Below are 17,053 nucleotides of genomic sequence, written 5' to 3'. Positions count from 1 at the left end.
TTGGGGGTATTCTGTTCGCCGAATCACAAAACTCGGCAGCGTTGCAGATATTAGTGTGCGCACGTGCGCACTGTCAACACCCACCTACTGAATTAAAACCCAGTAAGGGAGAGCCGCGTGAAACTCTGGCAATCCCTCACCGGTATCGCCGCCCTAATTTTCTGCGGCACCAGCCTCGTGTTTACCGTGCAGCTGTGGATATCCATGCCCGCAGGTCTCGGTGGGCAGCTGGTGGCCGGTGCCACGGCGGTGGCGCTGGAGCTGTGCAAGTTCAGCTTCGCCCCGCTGGGCCTTTGGTTGCGCGGCCAGGGCCAAGCCAGTGGCTATGCCCTACTCTGCCTCTGGCCCCTGCTGGTAGTGATCAGCATTGTTGCAACGGTTGGATTCCTCGCCACCCACAGCGATGAACAGCAACAGCGCAGCACCCGTAACAGCCAGGAATACCAGGCGTTGCAACAGCAGTTAAACAGTTTGCAACAGCAGATCAACACCCTAAACGGCCTGATCAACACCGACGCCAACAACGGCTACCGCCAGCGCGCCATTAATACCGCTGCACAGTTATCCACAATGGAAGCTGAGCGCACGCAGCTCATAGAAAAGCTATCCACAATCGAACAAACACCCAGCACGCACAGCGCTTTCAATAGCTTGGCGAGCACCCTCAACACAGACCCGGCAAAGGTTCAGCATATCGGCTTCCTCGCCCTAGCGATCATCACAGACATCGTAGGATTGGTTGCGTTACTCGCGTTTAACGCCGCCGTAACAGTTGCGAAACGCGCCACTACACCGTTGCAACAGCCTGAAACGGTGGAAACACAACCGTTACACACCGCCCACCTGAACGAAGAACAACAGCAACTGGCCCAGCGAATCCGCGCCGGAGAGTTCGGCCACAAGCCCGTAATGCGCAACATCATCAACGATATGCGCCTTAGGCACGGAACCGTTAAACCCGTTTTCGACGCCCTGCAACAGGCGGGCGCACTCAATAAAAATGGCCGGGGATACTTCCTCGCGAGTCAGGGAGGGCTGCCCAATGGGTAAGCTGGTTAAAGGGGTCACCTGGGCCAAGGAGCAATTCGAAAAAGGCTCCCGCCCTGGTAAAGAGAAAATCCTGGAGTGGATAGAGGCCGAGCATATCCCCGGCCAGATCATCGCCGGGGAGCCCTATGTGGATGCCGACCGATTCGCCATACGCGACCACACCGGCAAAACCCCAGCACAAAACACCTCCTCCAACGATGGCCAGCCCAGAAGCGGGATGGACCTGTTAGCAGGCTGAGAACAGATTAAGCAGTAGGCGAGCAAGGAAATGGCCAGACCTAAAAAGCCCCGCATGGTGGGTGACACAGCATTGCCCGACAATCTCTACCCGGACCCGCGCCACAGAGAAAACTATTGGCGCTACCGCCGCCCGGATGGCTCCAACAAGATCTTCAAAGCATCCCTTGAAGATGCTCTGCGTATGGCTGAACAGGCCAATGCTCACCGGGGCGATAGCGTAAAACGCAAACCCACCAAGGTGCCAGATAGGGCCAGCTTTGCATATCACACCGCGCGGTATATGGAATGGCGAGAGGAGAATGATCCACGCTTACCCAGCAAGGCCAGCTGGCGCAATCGGTGTAACGCACTAAAACGATTTGGCGAAGACTTCGAAGTGATCCCCATTCACAAAGCAAAATTGGCTGACCTGCGCAAATGGTGGGAATCCCTCACTTATCACCAGCAGCACGCGCGCCGCGCTGAGTTTAATAAATTCTTTAATTACCTAATGGCTGAAGGATTGTGCAAATTGGAAAGTAACCCATTCACCACAGCCGACGATCGACCGCGCCTACTGGAAAAAGGCAAACCCATTAAAAAGCGTCAACGCCTAACCCTGGAATCTTATTGGACCATCTATGAAAAGGCTGGCGAGCTAGGTTATGAAGCACTACAGATTGCCATGGGCATCAGCATGCTTACTACCATGCGCCGCGCTGATATTTGTGAATTAAACTTTGAGAAACACCTACAAAGCGAACATCTACGCAAGACGATTAATAAATCTGAAGCGCAAAGGGATAGCCTCGCCGCCAGCCATTTAAGTTTTAATTTAAAAACTCACCAACAACTTGGCAAACTTATTCACCGCGCAAGAGAACTCAGCCTAAGAAATTATCGCTGCCCCTACATACTGAGCCATACACCTAAGCAACGGCGAACGGGAAAAATTAAAGAGCATGTTTGCCAGGTAATCCCCGACCGGTTGAGCGATATGTTTACCGAAGCCCGTAACGCTACCGGACTCTATATCGGCTTACCTAAAAACCAAACTCCACCCAGTTTCCATGAAGTGCGCAGCCTTGCCTCAGACCGGTTTAAGCGTATGGGGTATGACGTGAAGTCGGTGCAACAATTGATGGCGCATACTGATGAGCGGGTTACTCAATCTTATCAGGCGGGACACGGAATTGATTATGAGGAGATTAGTATCTATTTGGATGAGCAGGCTATTGGGAGAGAGTTCTAAAAATTTTCCAGAAAAATGACAACCATATAATAAGAAATATGACTCCAGGTAAATTTTTAACTCTTATGCCGCACATTATAAAATCTAAAGCTGCTTCACCTACCAAGCTTTTCTTTACTGCCAGAGCTAATGCTCTGACAATCTGGACTGGCGAATTTCATAATCTCTTTCAGCAGCATCTAGAAGCTCTTCTAATGCAGAAACATGCCAAACCCGCCCTAAATCAGACTTCTCATTAACTCTCCCAGAGTAAATACCAAGAAATTCCCACACTATTTTAGGAGATAAACTTGTACTAAGACGATTATCCTTTATTGACCTGAATCCCGTTGTCCGAAAAGCGATCACTGGAGAACCTGATTGCCCTTGACGAGTTCGACAGTCAACTAGAAAAACAGGCTCTTCCTTTGAGATAAGACTTAGCTCTTGAGCTAAAAATCCTGTAGCCCAGACCGGCAATTTTCCGCTTGTTGACAAACCAAAAGGATAACCGATAACACTAATAGGTTCTGCTGGACTTACAATCATTCCAACCCTATCTAGGTCAAGTTTTAGATAGTAGGGAAGCTTCAGAACATCGTCACCCCAAGTTAAATTTAGAGCAACAATATCTGCTTTCTCCCCAAGTCTCGGATGTTCGATCCAAAATGGACTCCCATCACCTCTATACAAAGGAAGCTTTACTTTTTTCCAATACCCAATTGAATCTCCAGGTCTATGGAAATGGATTACGATATTATCAGGGGTACCCAGTGTGCTACTAAGACACTCTCCTGTCTCCTGGTGCAGTCCAGTGACATTATGGCGATTAGTAACTAATGTACAGTGTGATTCACGAGTATTTGAGAGTAAAGTCGCAGTCCCCGAACTCAAATATTGCTCTCCAAAATACATCTCAATAAATAGAGATTTCAGAGATGGCAGTTCGACATTTAAAGGATAAATATTCTTATTCTTTTGCTCATTTCCCATAGCAATTACCAACTAGAATTATTGCCTGTATTACTTCTGTTACAAGATCCTATCTACACAAAAAAAACTCATCGCCATTGTAATTAATACGCGTTAGAAATTTGCCTCTACCCAATGACTCAGCTCTGAAAGTGGCTTAGGGAACCCAAGCGTATACAAGAACCTAGTTGCACTATCTTCATCAGAATGTTCACTCACTCCCATCAGCACAAAACCATGTCGCAATAATCCGTTAGCGTCTCCCACATGTCTTGTTTCAATAATTTTGGTTATTTTTTGGAGTACTTCTAGAGACTTAACTTCTTCCATCATTGAATTTCCTTGAGAGTATTTAACACTTCATGTAAGCCATCTCTCAATATACCGCCCAGCCCCCAACATTCAAACAGGAAGTTCCAGACACTTGTAAATCAGGTATTGAAAATAGTTTTCCTAGCGTCAGTGGCGATAAAAATACACACGACTCGAAGAGGCTTGGCGCTTACTGTAACGAGGAAGCGCCTTCTGAAAGTAAATACAGACACTGAGGTAGTATTGACGGGAGGAATTTCAGACGAAAAAAAAGGGCCGCAAGGCCCTTTTTTCATCCCGCATACGTTTTTGTGCGGGTTTTTGTGCAGTTTTTGTGCACCTTGCAGAGTTCGATTTCTCTTCTTCTGCAACCCCTTGAAATACAAGGGAAATTTGGTGGAGCTAAGCGGGATCGAACCGCTGACCTCAACACTGCCAGTGTTGCGCTCTCCCAGCTGAGCTATAGCCCCAAATTTTGTTGCCTGACGTTTCCGTCGAAAGCGGGGCGCATTTTAGCAAGGTTTAGGCGCCTGTCAACAGAAAAAATAACTTTTTAATCAATTAGTTAGCTGCTGACACCACAGGCCCCCAGAGGCTGCCGCTTCCGGGGGTTCACCAACGCTGATCAGCCTTACTTGAGTCCAGCGTACTCTTTTTCCCAACGCTTCAGCACCTTCTTCCCGGCACCGCCCAATACGTCGATCGCCTGGCGCAGGCGGGCGCGGCTGAGGTCGGGGCCCAGGAGCACCATGGCTTCCATCACGGAGAAGGACGCAGTGGTGCCGCTGATGGCGACAAACAGTGGGGCGTTAAAGTCTTTCAGCTTGATTTCCATGGCCGTGGACAGGGCTTTCACTGCCTGGAAGATACTGTCCTTGTCCCAAGCGCGCAGGGCTTCCAAGCGCCACAGGGCAAATTGAAGCAGCTTCTTCTGGTCATCCAGAGGCAGCTTGTTACCGCTGAAGCTGTCTTCGGTCAGGGGCAGTTTGCCAGAGGCGAGGAAGCTAACCAGCGGAGCAAAGTCACCGAAGGTTTCCATGCGCTCTTTCGCCTGGGGCAGAACCTTAAGCAGGTTGTCTCGGTTAAACATCCACTCGGTCAGGCGATCGGCGAGTTGCTCATTTTCCAGTTCGCGAATCCACAGACCGTTCAACCAGGACAGTTTCTCTACATCAAATACCGGGCCACCCAGGGAAACACGCTTAATATCGAAGTGCTCCAGCATCTCTTCGAGAGAAAACTTCTCGCGCTCATCCGGCATGGACCAACCCATACGGCCGAGGTAGTTAAGCAGTGCTTCGGGCATAAAGCCGGCGCGCTGGTAATACAGGATAGAGGTGGGGTTCTTGCGCTTGGAAAGCTTGGTCTTATCCGGGTTGCGCAACAGCGGCAGGTGGCAGAGCACCGGCATTTCCCAACCGAAGTATTCGTACAGCAGTTTGTGCTTAGGTGCGGAGTTGATCCACTCCTCACCGCGAAGAACATGGGTGATCTCCATCAGGTGATCATCCACCACATTCGCCAAGTGGTAAGTGGGCATACCATCGGACTTGAGCAGAATTTGTGCGTCTACCTGGGCCCAATCAATTTCAATAGTACCGCGCAGCAGATCTTCCACCACACAAGTACCGCTCTCAGGCACATTCATACGCACTACATAAGGTGCTCCGGCAGCACGACGCTTTTCAACTTCCTCTTCCGGCAGAGCCAGGTCACTGGGCTTCAGTGAAGTACGGCCCGCTTCGCGCAACCCTTCACGGAGTTGCTCCAGTTCTTCCGCCGTACGGTAGCAGTGGAAGGCGTGCCCTTTTTGTACCAGCTCATCGCAGTAAGTTTTGTAGATATCGCCGCGCTCACTCTGGCGATAGGGGCCGTGAGGGCCGCCGACATCCGGTCCTTCCTGCCAATCCAGCCCGAGCCAACGCAGGCTGTCGAGAATGGCTTTCTCCGATTCCGGGGTACTGCGCTGCTGGTCGGTGTCTTCAATACGCAATACAAACTGGCCGCCTTGAGCGCGGGCAAAGCACTGGTTGAAGAGGGCAATATAGGCTGTACCAACGTGAGGATCACCGGTTGGAGACGGTGCGATTCGGGTTCTTACGGTCATGATAAACCTGATTGATAAATGGAGGACTCGTTAAACCGCAGGATTATAGCGCTGGCCAGCCTCTTGGCACAGGCGGGGTTTTCTCCTCAATAAGAATATTTACGCGCCATAACTTCATTATTGTTCGCTAATGACGTGACATACATCACGAAAAAAGTATTATTGCCGCCATAAAGAAGGAATGGCTTGACTAACGTATTACCCCAAATTTTGCAGGGGTTTCCGCGAGCAGCTTCTCCCTAAGAACGATAAATTAATCGCTCAGGATGGCATACCATGCAAAAAAATGTAGTTCGCACACTGTTTTCTGCTATTGCAGCAGGTACTCTTTTCAGCATTTCTGCCGCTTCAATGGCTGATAGTGCTAGTGCAAGCAGTGATATCACCCTATCTTTCACTCCCACCATTGAGATCACTCGTGTAGAAAACCTCACGATTGCCGATCCCACTTTGGGTACCGATGCCGTAGGCACCGAAGATTTCTGTGTGGGCGGCCTCGGGTTCTCCACCTACAGCATTACTTTCGACAGTAATGACGGTGAGAATGACACGGAATTTACCCTGACCGACGGCACCAACAACGTGCCCTACAGTGTTGGTTTTGATAACAGCACCTCCGGTACTTTTACTACTGTTATCGAGGGCGATGCGCTGACAGGCCAAACCCGAAATATCGCTTCCTGCGGCTCCAGCGATAACGCGCGCTTCCAAATCACTGTGGCCAACAGCGCTTGGGAAACTGCAACTGTGCTAAATGGCACCACCTATACCGATACCCTGCTGATCACTGTCGCCTCCGAGTAACAGTAAAGAGTGGCTGGCCCTGCCAGCCATAGCTCAATATGGCAGGACGTCATCTGGGGCGCCTTGCACTGGCTTTGTGTCTGGTGCAAGCCTCCTGCCCCGATACCCTTGCAGCGACCGCAGCGACTTTCCTACTGGAAACCTCTGCTCCTGAAGGGTTTGATGATCTCACCGAACCCCAGCAACTCGTGGTGGATCTCTACTACGGCGGCCGGGAAATTGGTGCTGCGCAAGTCACAATAGATCCGCGCTTTGTTCGCTTTGACTCCCCGTCTGAGGTACTCGAACTGTTGCCCGAAGTTCGCGATACCGAGCGGATTCTCTCCATCCTCGAACGACCGCAAATAAGAAACAGTCACCATGTATGCCGCTCAAACCGGCAGATTGGCTGTGGCTACTTAATGCCATCGGAGTTTGCCGTTATTTACGATGAGCAGTTCTACCGGCTGGATCTTTTTTTCTCACAAGAGCTGTTGCCGCAACAAGCAGCAATCAATGATCCTTATTTGCCGGAAGCGAGTTCTGACTTCTCTATCGTGCAAAACCTGAGCGGTTCCTGGAGTGGGGTTGAAAGTGATTGGGGCCCGGACAGCTATAGCGCTGCATTAAATGGCAACACCATAGTGAGCTTTGGTGAGAGCGCTCTGCATTCACAATGGTCTGCGGCCTCAGAGCAGGACAGCCGGATCCATAGCCTGTATTGGAGTCGGGATTTTCGGGGGCAAGCCTATTCGGCCGGCCTTTTACAACCCCAGGGTGGCTTTGGCTATTTCCGGCCCCAGGAAGCGATCTATGGCGTAGAGCTACGCACTTCCCAGCGCACCCGAACCGATATCAGTTATCAACAGGGAGCGCCGGTTGAAATAAATATGCCGGTGCGCGGTAGAGTCGAGGTATATCGGGATGAACGACTTATCCACACCGAACTACTGGAGGCCGGCAACCGCCTGTTAAACACCTCTACCCTACCCCACGGCGCCTACGATATTGAGGTGCGCACCTACGATGAAGCGGGGCGGGTATTAAGCCGGCATATCGAATTCTTTGCCAAGGATTCGCTATTGCCAGCCCCAGGCGAGTGGTTTTGGAGCTTGCAGGCAGGTTTGCCCACCCGCAGTTTTTGGGACGACACTCTGCCGGACCAATACGACGATGGAATTATTACGGCCTCTATCGCACGCCGTTTAACGACCGGATTGGGTCTTTTTGTTTCTGGTGCCGCAACCGAGGAGCAGCAATTGTTGGAAGTCGGCGGTCGCTGGATTGGCGAAGGCGTTGAAGTCTCCCCAAGCTTGGTGACATCCGGTGATGGACGCAGTGGATACCGATTGCAGGCATTACTTAAAATGCCCTACGGGACTTTTAGTGCAGTAAAAACCGAGCTGGATGCCAATAAAACGCCGTTCAATAACGATAAATATACATTGCTGCCGGGCAGCTATTCCCAAACAAGTCTGAGTTTGCGCACAGCAGTATTGGGCGGACAGCTATCCCTAAGATTCAGCGAGCGGGACCAAAACCAACTCCCCGGCAGTATCGACAACGGCGATTCACTGAGCAGTGCCCAGAAGTTAAAAACCCTGGAGTTCCGCCACCCCATTTTTAAGAGCACCCGCTGGCTCGGCAACGCCACTCTGTCCCACAGTGATGCAGACGGCGATCAATACACCAGTCTGGAATTCCAGTTCCGAATGCGCTCCAAACACTGGCAACACACCGCTAATCTCTATAGCGACAACAGCGAACAAAGCACTAGCAGCGAGCGATTTGCACTACAAAGCCGCTGGTACGACCGGGATTTATGGGCGGCTGAATTTGAACAGCAGCTTTCTATGGAAGCATCCCCTGAAGCCAATTACCTGGAGGCCCGTACGCATTTAGCGGGACATCACGGATATTTGAATACTGCAGTTGGGCTTTACGATGATGATGAAGGCCGTGCGATCAACTACCTCGGAGGGTTCAGCACCAACCTAATTGCCACAAAAAATTCCCTCAATTGGGGCGGTGAGCAAAATCTCCAGAGCGCAGTTATCGTAAATATCGAAGGCAGTGAAGATAAAGATTTTGAAGTTTTGGTTAATGGCAGCCGCCGTGGATACGCCAAAGGCGGCACAACGTCAGTGATTAATTTACCGGCTTATCGCAGTTACGACCTTTCCCTCCGGCCCCTGGAAGAGGGCTTTTTCGATTACCGGGAAACCTCCGAAACCATTACCCTGTATCCGGGCAATGTGGGCGCCAGCAGCTACCAAATACTGCCACAAATCCTGGTACTGGGCCGATTAACCAGCCTTGGCCAGGGGCTGGCAAATACAGAAGTAATCATTGGCGAACACTCAGCGAAAACTGACCAATACGGCGTTTTCCAAATGGAATTCCACGGTGAACATAACACCATCCTAAATACAGAAGTTCGCTGGGGAAATTGTAAAGCCTCAATCGAGGCCACTTCATCAGGTGATAGCTGGCTCAACCTGGGAACCATAGAAGAGTCAGAGGCCAAATGCCAGACTGGGCAAATAGCAGAGGTAAGCCGTGTCCATAACTAAGAAGCTGCAAAAACTTGGCCTAGTCTCTGCGCTGTTGATTCCGCTATTTAATATACCAGTACAAGCCCAGGTAAATTGCTCCAGCAATGACGATTTGCGAGTTTGTGGCTTGGAAGATTCACACACTATTGATTACGAATCAGAACCTAAAGAAATTCAGTTCACTACCCGAAGCCTGCTGGGAAGCTGGACCCTACGCTACGATGTAGAAGTGAGTCCGCTCAGTGGATCTACTTTCGCACTATTTGCGGACAGTGGTGAACAGCTGGATATTGATATTTCATTTCGAGCCAATAACGGCACCACGGAAACACTCAGTCCAGGAACTCAGTCCGCTACTTTTGCCGGCACCAGCGACGATGCAGATACTTATTTAGTGATCGAGCTGGACAGCAGCCAAATACCCTCTTCCAGCCGCTACTCCGCCAGCTTTGAGATGACACTGAATAATTATTTTATTATTTGGACTGCCGGCACCGAAACAGTTCAGTTTGACATTGTGCTGGACGTAGAGCCAAACATCGCCATTCGCAATCTGGGTGATATTGACCTCAGCAACAGTGGCACCCTGTTTGGACAGGCCATTGATGGCAGTGAGGACTTTTGTGTTGGCGGTATAGGATTTAGCGGTTACACAGTAAACCTGTCCAGCGCCAATGGCAGCACCGGGGGATCAGGCAGCAGTGCCTATGAATTGGGGGGAAACAGTGAACAAATCCCCTACAGCGTAGCCTTCTCAGACAATCTGGCTGCAACTTCAGGCATTTCCCCAGATAGCCTGGGAGATATCTCCGGCAGCTTTAGCCGAACTTCGGATGAAAACTGCCTTTCTGATAATGCGCGAATTTATATTTCTATTGCGCCCTCAGACTGGGAAAACGCGGGCGAACCTCTCTACACCGATGTACTCACAGTAACGGTGAGCAGCCAGTGAGTTAGATATAAAATAATCCTTTAATCCGCCCTGCTTGCTATAGGCAAGCAACCAATTCTAATTAGCCACTAAGAGGAAAACGAACCCGCTCACTCTGCTGCCCTCGTAGTAAAACTTCCAGCTCACCGCCAACGGGTTTACCCGTTACTTCGATACTGGTGCCAGCGTATAACCGACCGGTGGCCTCAAGTTTTTCACACTTCTCTTCAGTCACACAATGACGTACTTCCACGACTTCTACATTAATATTGCCACTATTCATGAGTCGGTAATTATCCCCTTCAGCCACTAGATCAATTTTATAAGCTCCACCTTTTGGCTGCACAAATACCAACGCTTGATAAGCCACAAGGATTTTTAGTGCCGTTCTGTCACTCTTAATATCACCTACAACGGGTTTAAAAGTCACCCGGTAGACTTTTTCCTCTTCAAGATCTCTATCTAAGGCCATTAAGCGAAAGCGCTTTCTCTCTCCGGGGGCCAGGACAGCTCTTGCGGGGCTGACAAGGAGTTTAAATTCATCGGGATTTATCACCCTGACTCGACTCTCATTATCATGGCCGGGGTTATCCACACGGAATATTTCAGTTTGGATATATAGCGTCTCATTATCTGGGTTGCTGACGAGAACATCATCCCGGGCGCTGGGAGTATCTTCCAGGTAAAGGACAATTTTATCCACAGACATAGCTGCCATTACTGGCTGGACGACAAAGAGTAGCAGTGAAAGCAGTACTTTTTTCATAAAGAGCGGGTACTCTTAGAACTTCTTATAGTAAGCGCAATATCGGGCTGTTTTATCCACAAGTCAAATCGGAACCTAATGAGCCTCCCTTAAATCAACATCACCAGCCCCGCTAGTAAATAAGAGGCAATACTGATTTGCCCTACACCGCCTGAAAAGTAAAACACTGCCAACGTAATAGATCATCCTGACGGGACATACCGCTAGCTAACTTAGTGGCGCGCTATCCATATGGGCAGTATGCAATCGATTCAGCATCATCACTATGTAAAAACCCCAGCCCTCCATTGATAGCCCTCTGGTCCCATATTTCCTCCCCGTGAACCTTGCAACAGCGGTGGCACCGTCTATTTTTCCTGTATGACCCGGCTCCAGCCAGGGTCCGGTTCATCTCTGGGCAAAGGCCAAATTACGCCCAATTCCAGACGACAATAACACCCGCTTTTCGGACCAGATTCACATGTTAATTGCTCATCGCGGCGACAAGACCCGCCAACCAGAGAATACGATTGCCGCTTTCGAGGCGGCCCATAATCTGGGGGCCTGCGCTATTCAGTGCGATATCCGTTTCAGCGCCGACGGCACCCCCTGGTGCTTCCACGAGGATAGCCTGCACATCCCCGGCAATGACCAGTCCCAGGTCTTCCACTCCCTTAGGGACTCACAGTTACACCACCAGTCGATCAATCGCTTTATCGAGCTGGTGGACTGGGCCAGCTGCCATCGCCACCTGGATTGGTTTATCGGTATCTCACCTGCCAATATCGCCGCCACTGGATTTGTCACCGCCGTTAAAAAGTTAATGGAGCTGATGCGCAGTGAGAATGAGTCATTCGCTCTACTCACCGCAGACTGCCGCAGCCTCAGAGCCGCCCGCAATATGGGCTGGCATCGGGTTGCCCTTGAGATCAATAGTGTCTCCCGGTGCCTATCTGCCGACATTGTTACTTTGGCGCCAGAATATCTACTAATTCGCGACAGCCAGGTTGAATGTGACGAATTGCCCCCAGGCCCCTGGCAATGGGTTGTCTATGAAATCAACTCGACAGAAGAGGCAGTACTCTGGCGCAAGCGCGGTGCTCACCATATTCTCACCGGCAACTTGCCGCTGCTGATGCGCTCCCGGGAAGCGAGTGATGTCTACGGATTTTGATGTCTTGGTAGTCGGCGCAGGTATACAGGGAGCAGGAGCCGCTGAGGTTCTGGCCACAAATCACTATTCCGTGGTGATACTCGAACAGCTGGGTATCGCCGCCGCCACTTCCTCTCGCTCCTCCAAACTCATTCACGGCGGCTTGCGTTACCTGGAGAGCGGCCAGTTCCGTTTGGTCTACGAGTGCCTGCGGGAGAGAAAGTGGCTACTGGATAACAAGCCTGAACTCGTGAGAATGGTCCCTTTTTATATCCCTATCTACCAGCACAGCAGGAGACCGGCCTGGCTGGTCCGCTTGGGGTTGAGCCTCTACAGCCTGTTGTCGGGAATAAACAACAGCGATTCCCGCTTTCGAAAAGTCCCTAAATCCCAATGGGACAGCTTGCCGGGTCTGAATCGGGAAGGCCTGAAGGCTGTATTTCGCTACTACGATGCACAAACCGACGATGCCGCTTTAACCCGTGACGTTGTGGCTTCGGCAGTCGCTCAAGGCGCTCAAATAATTTGCCCTGGCAGTTTGGTAGGCGCTGAAGTCACCCGCGACCATGTCCGGATTGATTATGTAGCAAACGGCAAGCTCAACACCCTGCGCACCCGTGCACTGGTCAATTGCAGTGGCCCCTGGGTAGCCAATACCAATGCTCGCTGTACGCCCCCAGTAGATATTCCACCTATCGACTTGGTTGCAGGCACCCATATCTTGTTGCCTCTATCACTGGGCGACAAAATCTACTACGTCGAAGCTGATGACGGACGCGCAATTTTTGTAATGCCCTGGCAAGACAAAACCCTGGTAGGGACCACAGAGCGGCCCTATTTCGGCGATCCTCGCGACGTAACACCGACTCTCGAAGAAGAGAGCTATCTCTTACAGGCCGTACAGAAATATTTTGCGCAAGCCCGAGGGCTGAACGGCGAGGACATTTGTGAGAGTTATGCGGGGCTGCGAGTACTCCCTGAAATGGAGAAGAGCCCCTTCGCGCGATCCCGGGAGTCCATTATTTGCTGCGATGACGATAAGAAGCCACGGATGTTGGCCGTAGCAGGCGGCAAATTGACCAGCTACCGCGCTACTGCCCGCAAGATACTGAAAAAACTGGAGCCCACCCTCCAGGCTGGTCGATCGATTGCTACAAAAAATACCCCGACCAAAACAGAAGATAGTTCCTCCGAGAGAGAGCGAAATATTTAAATACATTTTGAATGTGCAGTTTAATTTTTCGACTTCAAGTCACTTTAATATCAACCCAAAATAGTCATCTGACAAATAAATTATCTCTTCACCTTTTTACCGTAAATGTGCCCAACCAAATAGAAAGCGAACGGTATAATCAAATAGCTAACAATCGGTACTATAATCGCCACAGCAGCAATTACTTGTAACAATTTATGATCTGGCAAAATTAGGGCTAAGCTGTCGGGAATAAAATAAACCAAAGGAATCAGGGATAAAAAAGTAATTAATGTAGCAAAATGCTTATTGTGATGAACCATAGATATACTCCCGCCCTCCCGTAAAAATGAGAGGGGCTTTGAATTACTTTTGGTTTGCTGCAGTAAGGTAGCTGTTATATACCCATCGATAGGTCGTGTGTTGAGCTAATATGCCCCCAAGCTCCGTGCCGTGATCACTTCGCCAATCATCCATCATCTCAGCCAACACGGATGACCAGGTAGCAACTTTAACCCCCGCCTGCGTCATACGATGCATAGCAGCTTGTGTCACTGTACTATTCCAAGTACCAGAAGCATCCACTACGGCATATACATCATACCCTTCGGCTACAGCAGAGATAGCGGGAAACATCAAGCAGACATCCGTAACGATGCCAGCCATAATTATTTTTTTACGCCCGGTTGCCTCAATAGCTCGCTTAAACTCCGGACTTTTCCACGCGTTTATCTCACCTTCACGCTCAATTATTTCACTGCCCAAGATGGTTGTTATCTCTGGCATAATAGGACCATTAGGGCCTTCAGGCATACTCGCGGTAACAACAGTGGGTAAACCTACTGCTTTCGCAAGATTTGCCAATCCCTTTATGTTCTCCGTCATCAGATGCGGATCCAGATCCCGACAACTCACCAATAATCCCGTTTGATGATCAATTAATGCCAACACAGAATTGTCTTTAGTTAAGGTCTCTGAAAACTTATTCACGGTGCCACCTACTTATTTAATGTTTTAACTTTCTAATAACAATTGCACTTGTATTAACATCTGCAATTAACTTACCGCTATAACTCCTAATTAAATCTCCATCCTTCACGTTTTCTTTTTGCCCAGATTCAGAAAAGACTCCCCAGCCTTTAGTTAGGTAAACCAGAGTTTCACCATTAAATGAAATTTGCTCAGCTGCATTTAAATTGGCGATCTCGATAATCGTACTGTTATCAAAGGTCACTGTTTGATCATCGCGGCCCCCATAAACCCGGGTGACCTTATTTGGGCTGGGCATGTAATACTTGTAGCCTGCGGCTTGACCAGAGACAGTTGGTAAGACCCATAACTGGATCATTCGATTTTTTTTACTATCCGGGTTCACCTCGTTGTGCGTAAACCCCTGGCCTCCAGCTCGCTGGACTTGCACTCCTCCTTTATCTAAACCTTTTCCATGCTCTAAAGATCCCTCATGTTGTATTCGTCCATCCACCATGACCGAAATCACATCTATCTCACGGTGAGGGTGCATGCCTGTTTCGCCTTTCGGGTTGAAGCGGGCATCGGCCAGATATACAAAATTATCGAGCCCTTCAGAGGTATGTGGATGTTTGTGTGGACCGAATACCTGGCTATCCGTGACCAACCTGTGCTCGGTAAGCCCAGCAAAACCGCCAAGTGGTAGTGAGTCACGCTTGAGGATTTTCATGATATGCCTCCAAAATATGTAAGCGATGGAGGTATCTTAGGTACAACTTATTGTTTGATATATACTAAAATCAGAATATGACTATCCCACTTTCAACAACAATAGATTTCTATGAGCCAAGACCTCAAAGATATAAAGGTGCTTATAGCCGTAGTGGGAACAGCTAGCTTTATCCAAGCCGCAAATCGCCTGGCTATACCAAAAGCCAACATAAGTAAGAAAGTCGCCCACCTGGAGGGTCAGCTATCAGTCAGGCTCTCAAATCTTAAAGGAGGTAGGTAGGAAGTATTTAAATCACTGTCTGCATATTGAAGAAGAGATGATATTGGCCGAAGGGGAAGTGTCTGAAATCCTGCAGATTCATTACCGACCTAGCTCACCTTAAAATATGAAACTCCTACGAAAATTAAAGGTTAGGAGAATCATCGAAAGTTATTTAATTAGCGCCCTGGTAAGATCCTCCCCATAATTTCGCAGTATGAAATAATAAGTGCTCGAGAAAATATAAGTCTAAGATTTTCGGATGACTTCTAAATTATTAATCGAGGCACTGTTGCCAACCTATTGCAAAGTTAGAGCATGGAAAGAAAGGTCATTTATGCACCACATTCATAAAATATGATCAAGATTACTTAAATCTTTGCGTTTATTGGGGCTCTAGCTGAGATATTTAAACAAAGAAAACTATGTAATATCTGGCCGCAAGAATAGCGGACGAAAAAATGTTATTTCTAAGCAATTAAACTTCTGTCTTTCCACTACGGAAAGCTAAGTTAAAAAGAAGCTGCTATTTAATAACGCCATACAGAGTCCATGCTCTCAATGAACTGCTGGCAAGATAATACTCTGACCTTATCCCAGTTACTCACCACTTAGGCGAGCCTAGTAGCGCTAAGTATTCACCAAAAGAGGCCCCGGTTCTGGAACTACACAACCAGCCCAGCAAGCATACGTTGCCCAGCGGGACAGCTGTCAGCCCCATGCAACCGGTACAACTGTTGGGCACAATAAATGCTCAAGAGGTCAAAATACCCTCATCCAGATACATTTCCACATGGGGTCTACGTTTTACATCCCATATAATGGCGGGCTACTCTGTTTTTATTAGTCTGTTACACCGTAGTTTATGTCCGATTTTAGCCCCCATCGCTTTTGTACCGCTCCGCTGCTTGATTGGAGCGACCGCCATTGCCGCTATATGTGGCGCCTATTGAGCAAGCATGCACGCCTGTATTCGGAAATGGTGACTACCGGGGCAATACTGCATGGTGACCAACAGCGACATTTGCAATTTGATGCAGCTGAACAACCTGTCGCCCTGCAGTTGGGGGGCAGTGACCCTCAAGAACTGGCTGAATGCGCCCGTATCGCCGAGGAATGGGGCTATAGCGAAATCAACCTTAACTGTGGCTGCCCCAGTGACCGAGTCCAGTCCGGGCGTTTTGGTGCCTGCCTTATGGCGGAACCGGATGTGGTAGCCGCAGGACTCACTGCCATGCGAGAAGCGGTATCTATTCCGGTTACCGTCAAGCACCGTATCGGCATCGACGATATGGAAGACTATCCAGGCCTGACCCGCTTCGTAGAGGCCCAGGCCAATGCCGGTGTGGATACCTTTATCGTCCATGCGCGCAAAGCGTGGCTAAAGGGACTAAGCCCCAAGGAAAACCGTGAAATTCCTCCGCTCAATTACGACATGGTTTACCAGTTGAAGAAGGATTACCCCCAGCTACAAATTGTTATTAATGGGGGGATCAATTCAATTGAGGAATGCCAGCAACATTTAAGCCACTTGGATGGTGTTATGCTGGGGCGCGCGGCTTACCAAACCCCGACAATCCTGGCCCAGGTGGACAGCCAATTATTTGGCGGTGAAACAGGCCCGGATGCCATTCAGGTGGTAGAGCAGATGCTGCCCTATATCGAGCAGGAAATGCAGCGCGGACAGCGCTTGAATCATATCACCCGACATATGCTCGGGTTATTCCAGGGGCTTCCTGGTGCTCGGCGCTTCCGCCGCCATTTGAGCGAGAATGCCCACAAGCCGGGGGCGGGTCCCGAGGTGCTTGAACAGGCACTGGCCCAGGTCACCCAAGCCGCTTAG

Annotated in this window: 16 protein-coding genes and 1 tRNA gene; 10 read left to right on the top strand and 7 right to left on the bottom strand. The window is 49.6% G+C overall.

Annotation, left to right across the window (positions count from 1 at the left end):
• Positions 1 to 117: 117 nt before the first annotated feature.
• Genes ACJJI4_RS01145 through ACJJI4_RS01135 form a run of 3 tightly spaced genes read left to right on the top strand, consistent with a single transcriptional unit; the run spans position 118 to position 2,521 of the window.
• Entirely contained in the window at positions 118 to 1,050 is a 933-nt protein-coding gene (locus ACJJI4_RS01145) for a hypothetical protein (protein WP_444926760.1), read from the top strand.
• The gene (locus tag ACJJI4_RS01140) at positions 1,043 to 1,288 is read left to right on the top strand and encodes a hypothetical protein (protein WP_444926759.1); all 246 of its coding nucleotides are present in this window, start codon (positions 1,043 to 1,045) and stop codon (positions 1,286 to 1,288) included. The genes ACJJI4_RS01145 and ACJJI4_RS01140 overlap by 8 nt, the downstream gene beginning before the upstream one ends.
• A gap of 30 nt (positions 1,289 to 1,318) precedes the next feature.
• Positions 1,319 to 2,521, top strand: a complete 1,203-nt coding sequence (locus tag ACJJI4_RS01135; protein WP_444926758.1) for a tyrosine-type recombinase/integrase — start codon at positions 1,319 to 1,321, stop codon at positions 2,519 to 2,521.
• A gap of 126 nt (positions 2,522 to 2,647) precedes the next feature.
• On the opposite strand, the gene ACJJI4_RS01130 is transcribed toward ACJJI4_RS01135, so the two are convergent.
• From ACJJI4_RS01130 to gltX, 4 genes are all read right to left on the bottom strand, one after another.
• Positions 2,648 to 3,493: a trypsin-like serine peptidase gene (locus ACJJI4_RS01130; RefSeq protein ID WP_444926757.1), complete on the bottom strand. Its 846-nt coding sequence runs from the start codon at positions 3,491 to 3,493 to the stop codon at positions 2,648 to 2,650.
• A 93-nt stretch (positions 3,494 to 3,586) separates the two neighbouring features.
• The gene (locus tag ACJJI4_RS01125) at positions 3,587 to 3,805 is read right to left on the bottom strand and encodes a hypothetical protein (RefSeq protein ID WP_444926756.1); all 219 of its coding nucleotides are present in this window, start codon (positions 3,803 to 3,805) and stop codon (positions 3,587 to 3,589) included.
• Between the two features lie 373 nt (positions 3,806 to 4,178).
• Positions 4,179 to 4,254 (bottom strand) — tRNA-Ala (locus ACJJI4_RS01120).
• 161 nt (positions 4,255 to 4,415) lie between these two features.
• Complete coding sequence (gene gltX, locus ACJJI4_RS01115; protein ID WP_444912172.1) at positions 4,416 to 5,891, bottom strand: glutamate--tRNA ligase; 1,476 nt, start codon at positions 5,889 to 5,891, stop codon at positions 4,416 to 4,418.
• A 276-nt stretch (positions 5,892 to 6,167) separates the two neighbouring features.
• Between gltX and ACJJI4_RS01110 the strand changes: the two genes are divergently transcribed.
• Genes ACJJI4_RS01110 through ACJJI4_RS01100 form a run of 3 tightly spaced genes read left to right on the top strand, consistent with a single transcriptional unit; the run spans position 6,168 to position 10,181 of the window.
• Positions 6,168 to 6,695 carry a hypothetical protein gene (locus tag ACJJI4_RS01110; RefSeq protein WP_444926755.1) on the top strand — a complete coding sequence of 176 codons (528 nt, stop codon included), beginning with the start codon at positions 6,168 to 6,170 and terminating at the stop codon, positions 6,693 to 6,695.
• A gap of 38 nt (positions 6,696 to 6,733) precedes the next feature.
• On the top strand, positions 6,734 to 9,247 hold the full coding sequence (locus ACJJI4_RS01105; protein WP_444926754.1) for a TcfC E-set like domain-containing protein: 2,514 nt from the start codon (positions 6,734 to 6,736) through the stop codon (positions 9,245 to 9,247).
• Positions 9,234 to 10,181, top strand: coding sequence for a hypothetical protein (locus ACJJI4_RS01100; RefSeq protein ID WP_444906337.1), 948 nt, complete (start codon positions 9,234 to 9,236; stop codon positions 10,179 to 10,181). Before ACJJI4_RS01105 ends, ACJJI4_RS01100 begins: the two co-directional genes overlap by 14 nt.
• A gap of 61 nt (positions 10,182 to 10,242) precedes the next feature.
• Here the strand turns inward: ACJJI4_RS01100 and ACJJI4_RS01095 are convergent, their stop codons facing one another.
• Positions 10,243 to 10,926 carry a fimbrial biogenesis chaperone gene (locus tag ACJJI4_RS01095; protein WP_444926753.1) on the bottom strand — a complete coding sequence of 228 codons (684 nt, stop codon included), beginning with the start codon at positions 10,924 to 10,926 and terminating at the stop codon, positions 10,243 to 10,245.
• 460 nt (positions 10,927 to 11,386) lie between these two features.
• Here ACJJI4_RS01095 and ACJJI4_RS01090 point away from each other — a divergent pair, with 460 nt between their 5' ends.
• Together ACJJI4_RS01090 and ACJJI4_RS01085 are read left to right on the top strand one after the other, a co-directional pair.
• Positions 11,387 to 12,079, top strand: coding sequence for a glycerophosphodiester phosphodiesterase family protein (locus tag ACJJI4_RS01090; protein WP_413664492.1), 693 nt, complete (start codon positions 11,387 to 11,389; stop codon positions 12,077 to 12,079).
• Entirely contained in the window at positions 12,063 to 13,271 is a 1,209-nt protein-coding gene (locus tag ACJJI4_RS01085) for a glycerol-3-phosphate dehydrogenase/oxidase (protein WP_444906338.1), read from the top strand. Before ACJJI4_RS01090 ends, ACJJI4_RS01085 begins: the two co-directional genes overlap by 17 nt.
• A 345-nt stretch (positions 13,272 to 13,616) precedes the next feature.
• On the opposite strand, the gene ACJJI4_RS01080 is transcribed toward ACJJI4_RS01085, so the two are convergent.
• Together ACJJI4_RS01080 and ACJJI4_RS01075 are read right to left on the bottom strand one after the other, a co-directional pair.
• The gene (locus tag ACJJI4_RS01080) at positions 13,617 to 14,240 is read right to left on the bottom strand and encodes an isochorismatase family protein (RefSeq protein ID WP_444912166.1); all 624 of its coding nucleotides are present in this window, start codon (positions 14,238 to 14,240) and stop codon (positions 13,617 to 13,619) included.
• A 16-nt stretch (positions 14,241 to 14,256) separates the two neighbouring features.
• On the bottom strand, positions 14,257 to 14,949 hold the full coding sequence (locus tag ACJJI4_RS01075; RefSeq protein WP_444926752.1) for a pirin family protein: 693 nt from the start codon (positions 14,947 to 14,949) through the stop codon (positions 14,257 to 14,259).
• A 111-nt stretch (positions 14,950 to 15,060) separates the two neighbouring features.
• On the opposite strand from ACJJI4_RS01075, the gene ACJJI4_RS01070 reads away from it, so the two are divergent.
• On the top strand, positions 15,061 to 15,231 hold the full coding sequence (locus ACJJI4_RS01070; protein WP_444926751.1) for a helix-turn-helix domain-containing protein: 171 nt from the start codon (positions 15,061 to 15,063) through the stop codon (positions 15,229 to 15,231).
• 844 nt (positions 15,232 to 16,075) lie between these two features.
• Entirely contained in the window at positions 16,076 to 17,053 is a 978-nt protein-coding gene (dusA, locus tag ACJJI4_RS01065) for a tRNA dihydrouridine(20/20a) synthase DusA (RefSeq protein WP_444926750.1), read from the top strand.

Source organism: Microbulbifer maximicatervae (SeqCode) (assembly GCF_052467305.1).
Note: the sequence above shows the minus strand (reverse complement) of the source record. Positions and strands in the feature narration are given on the sequence as shown.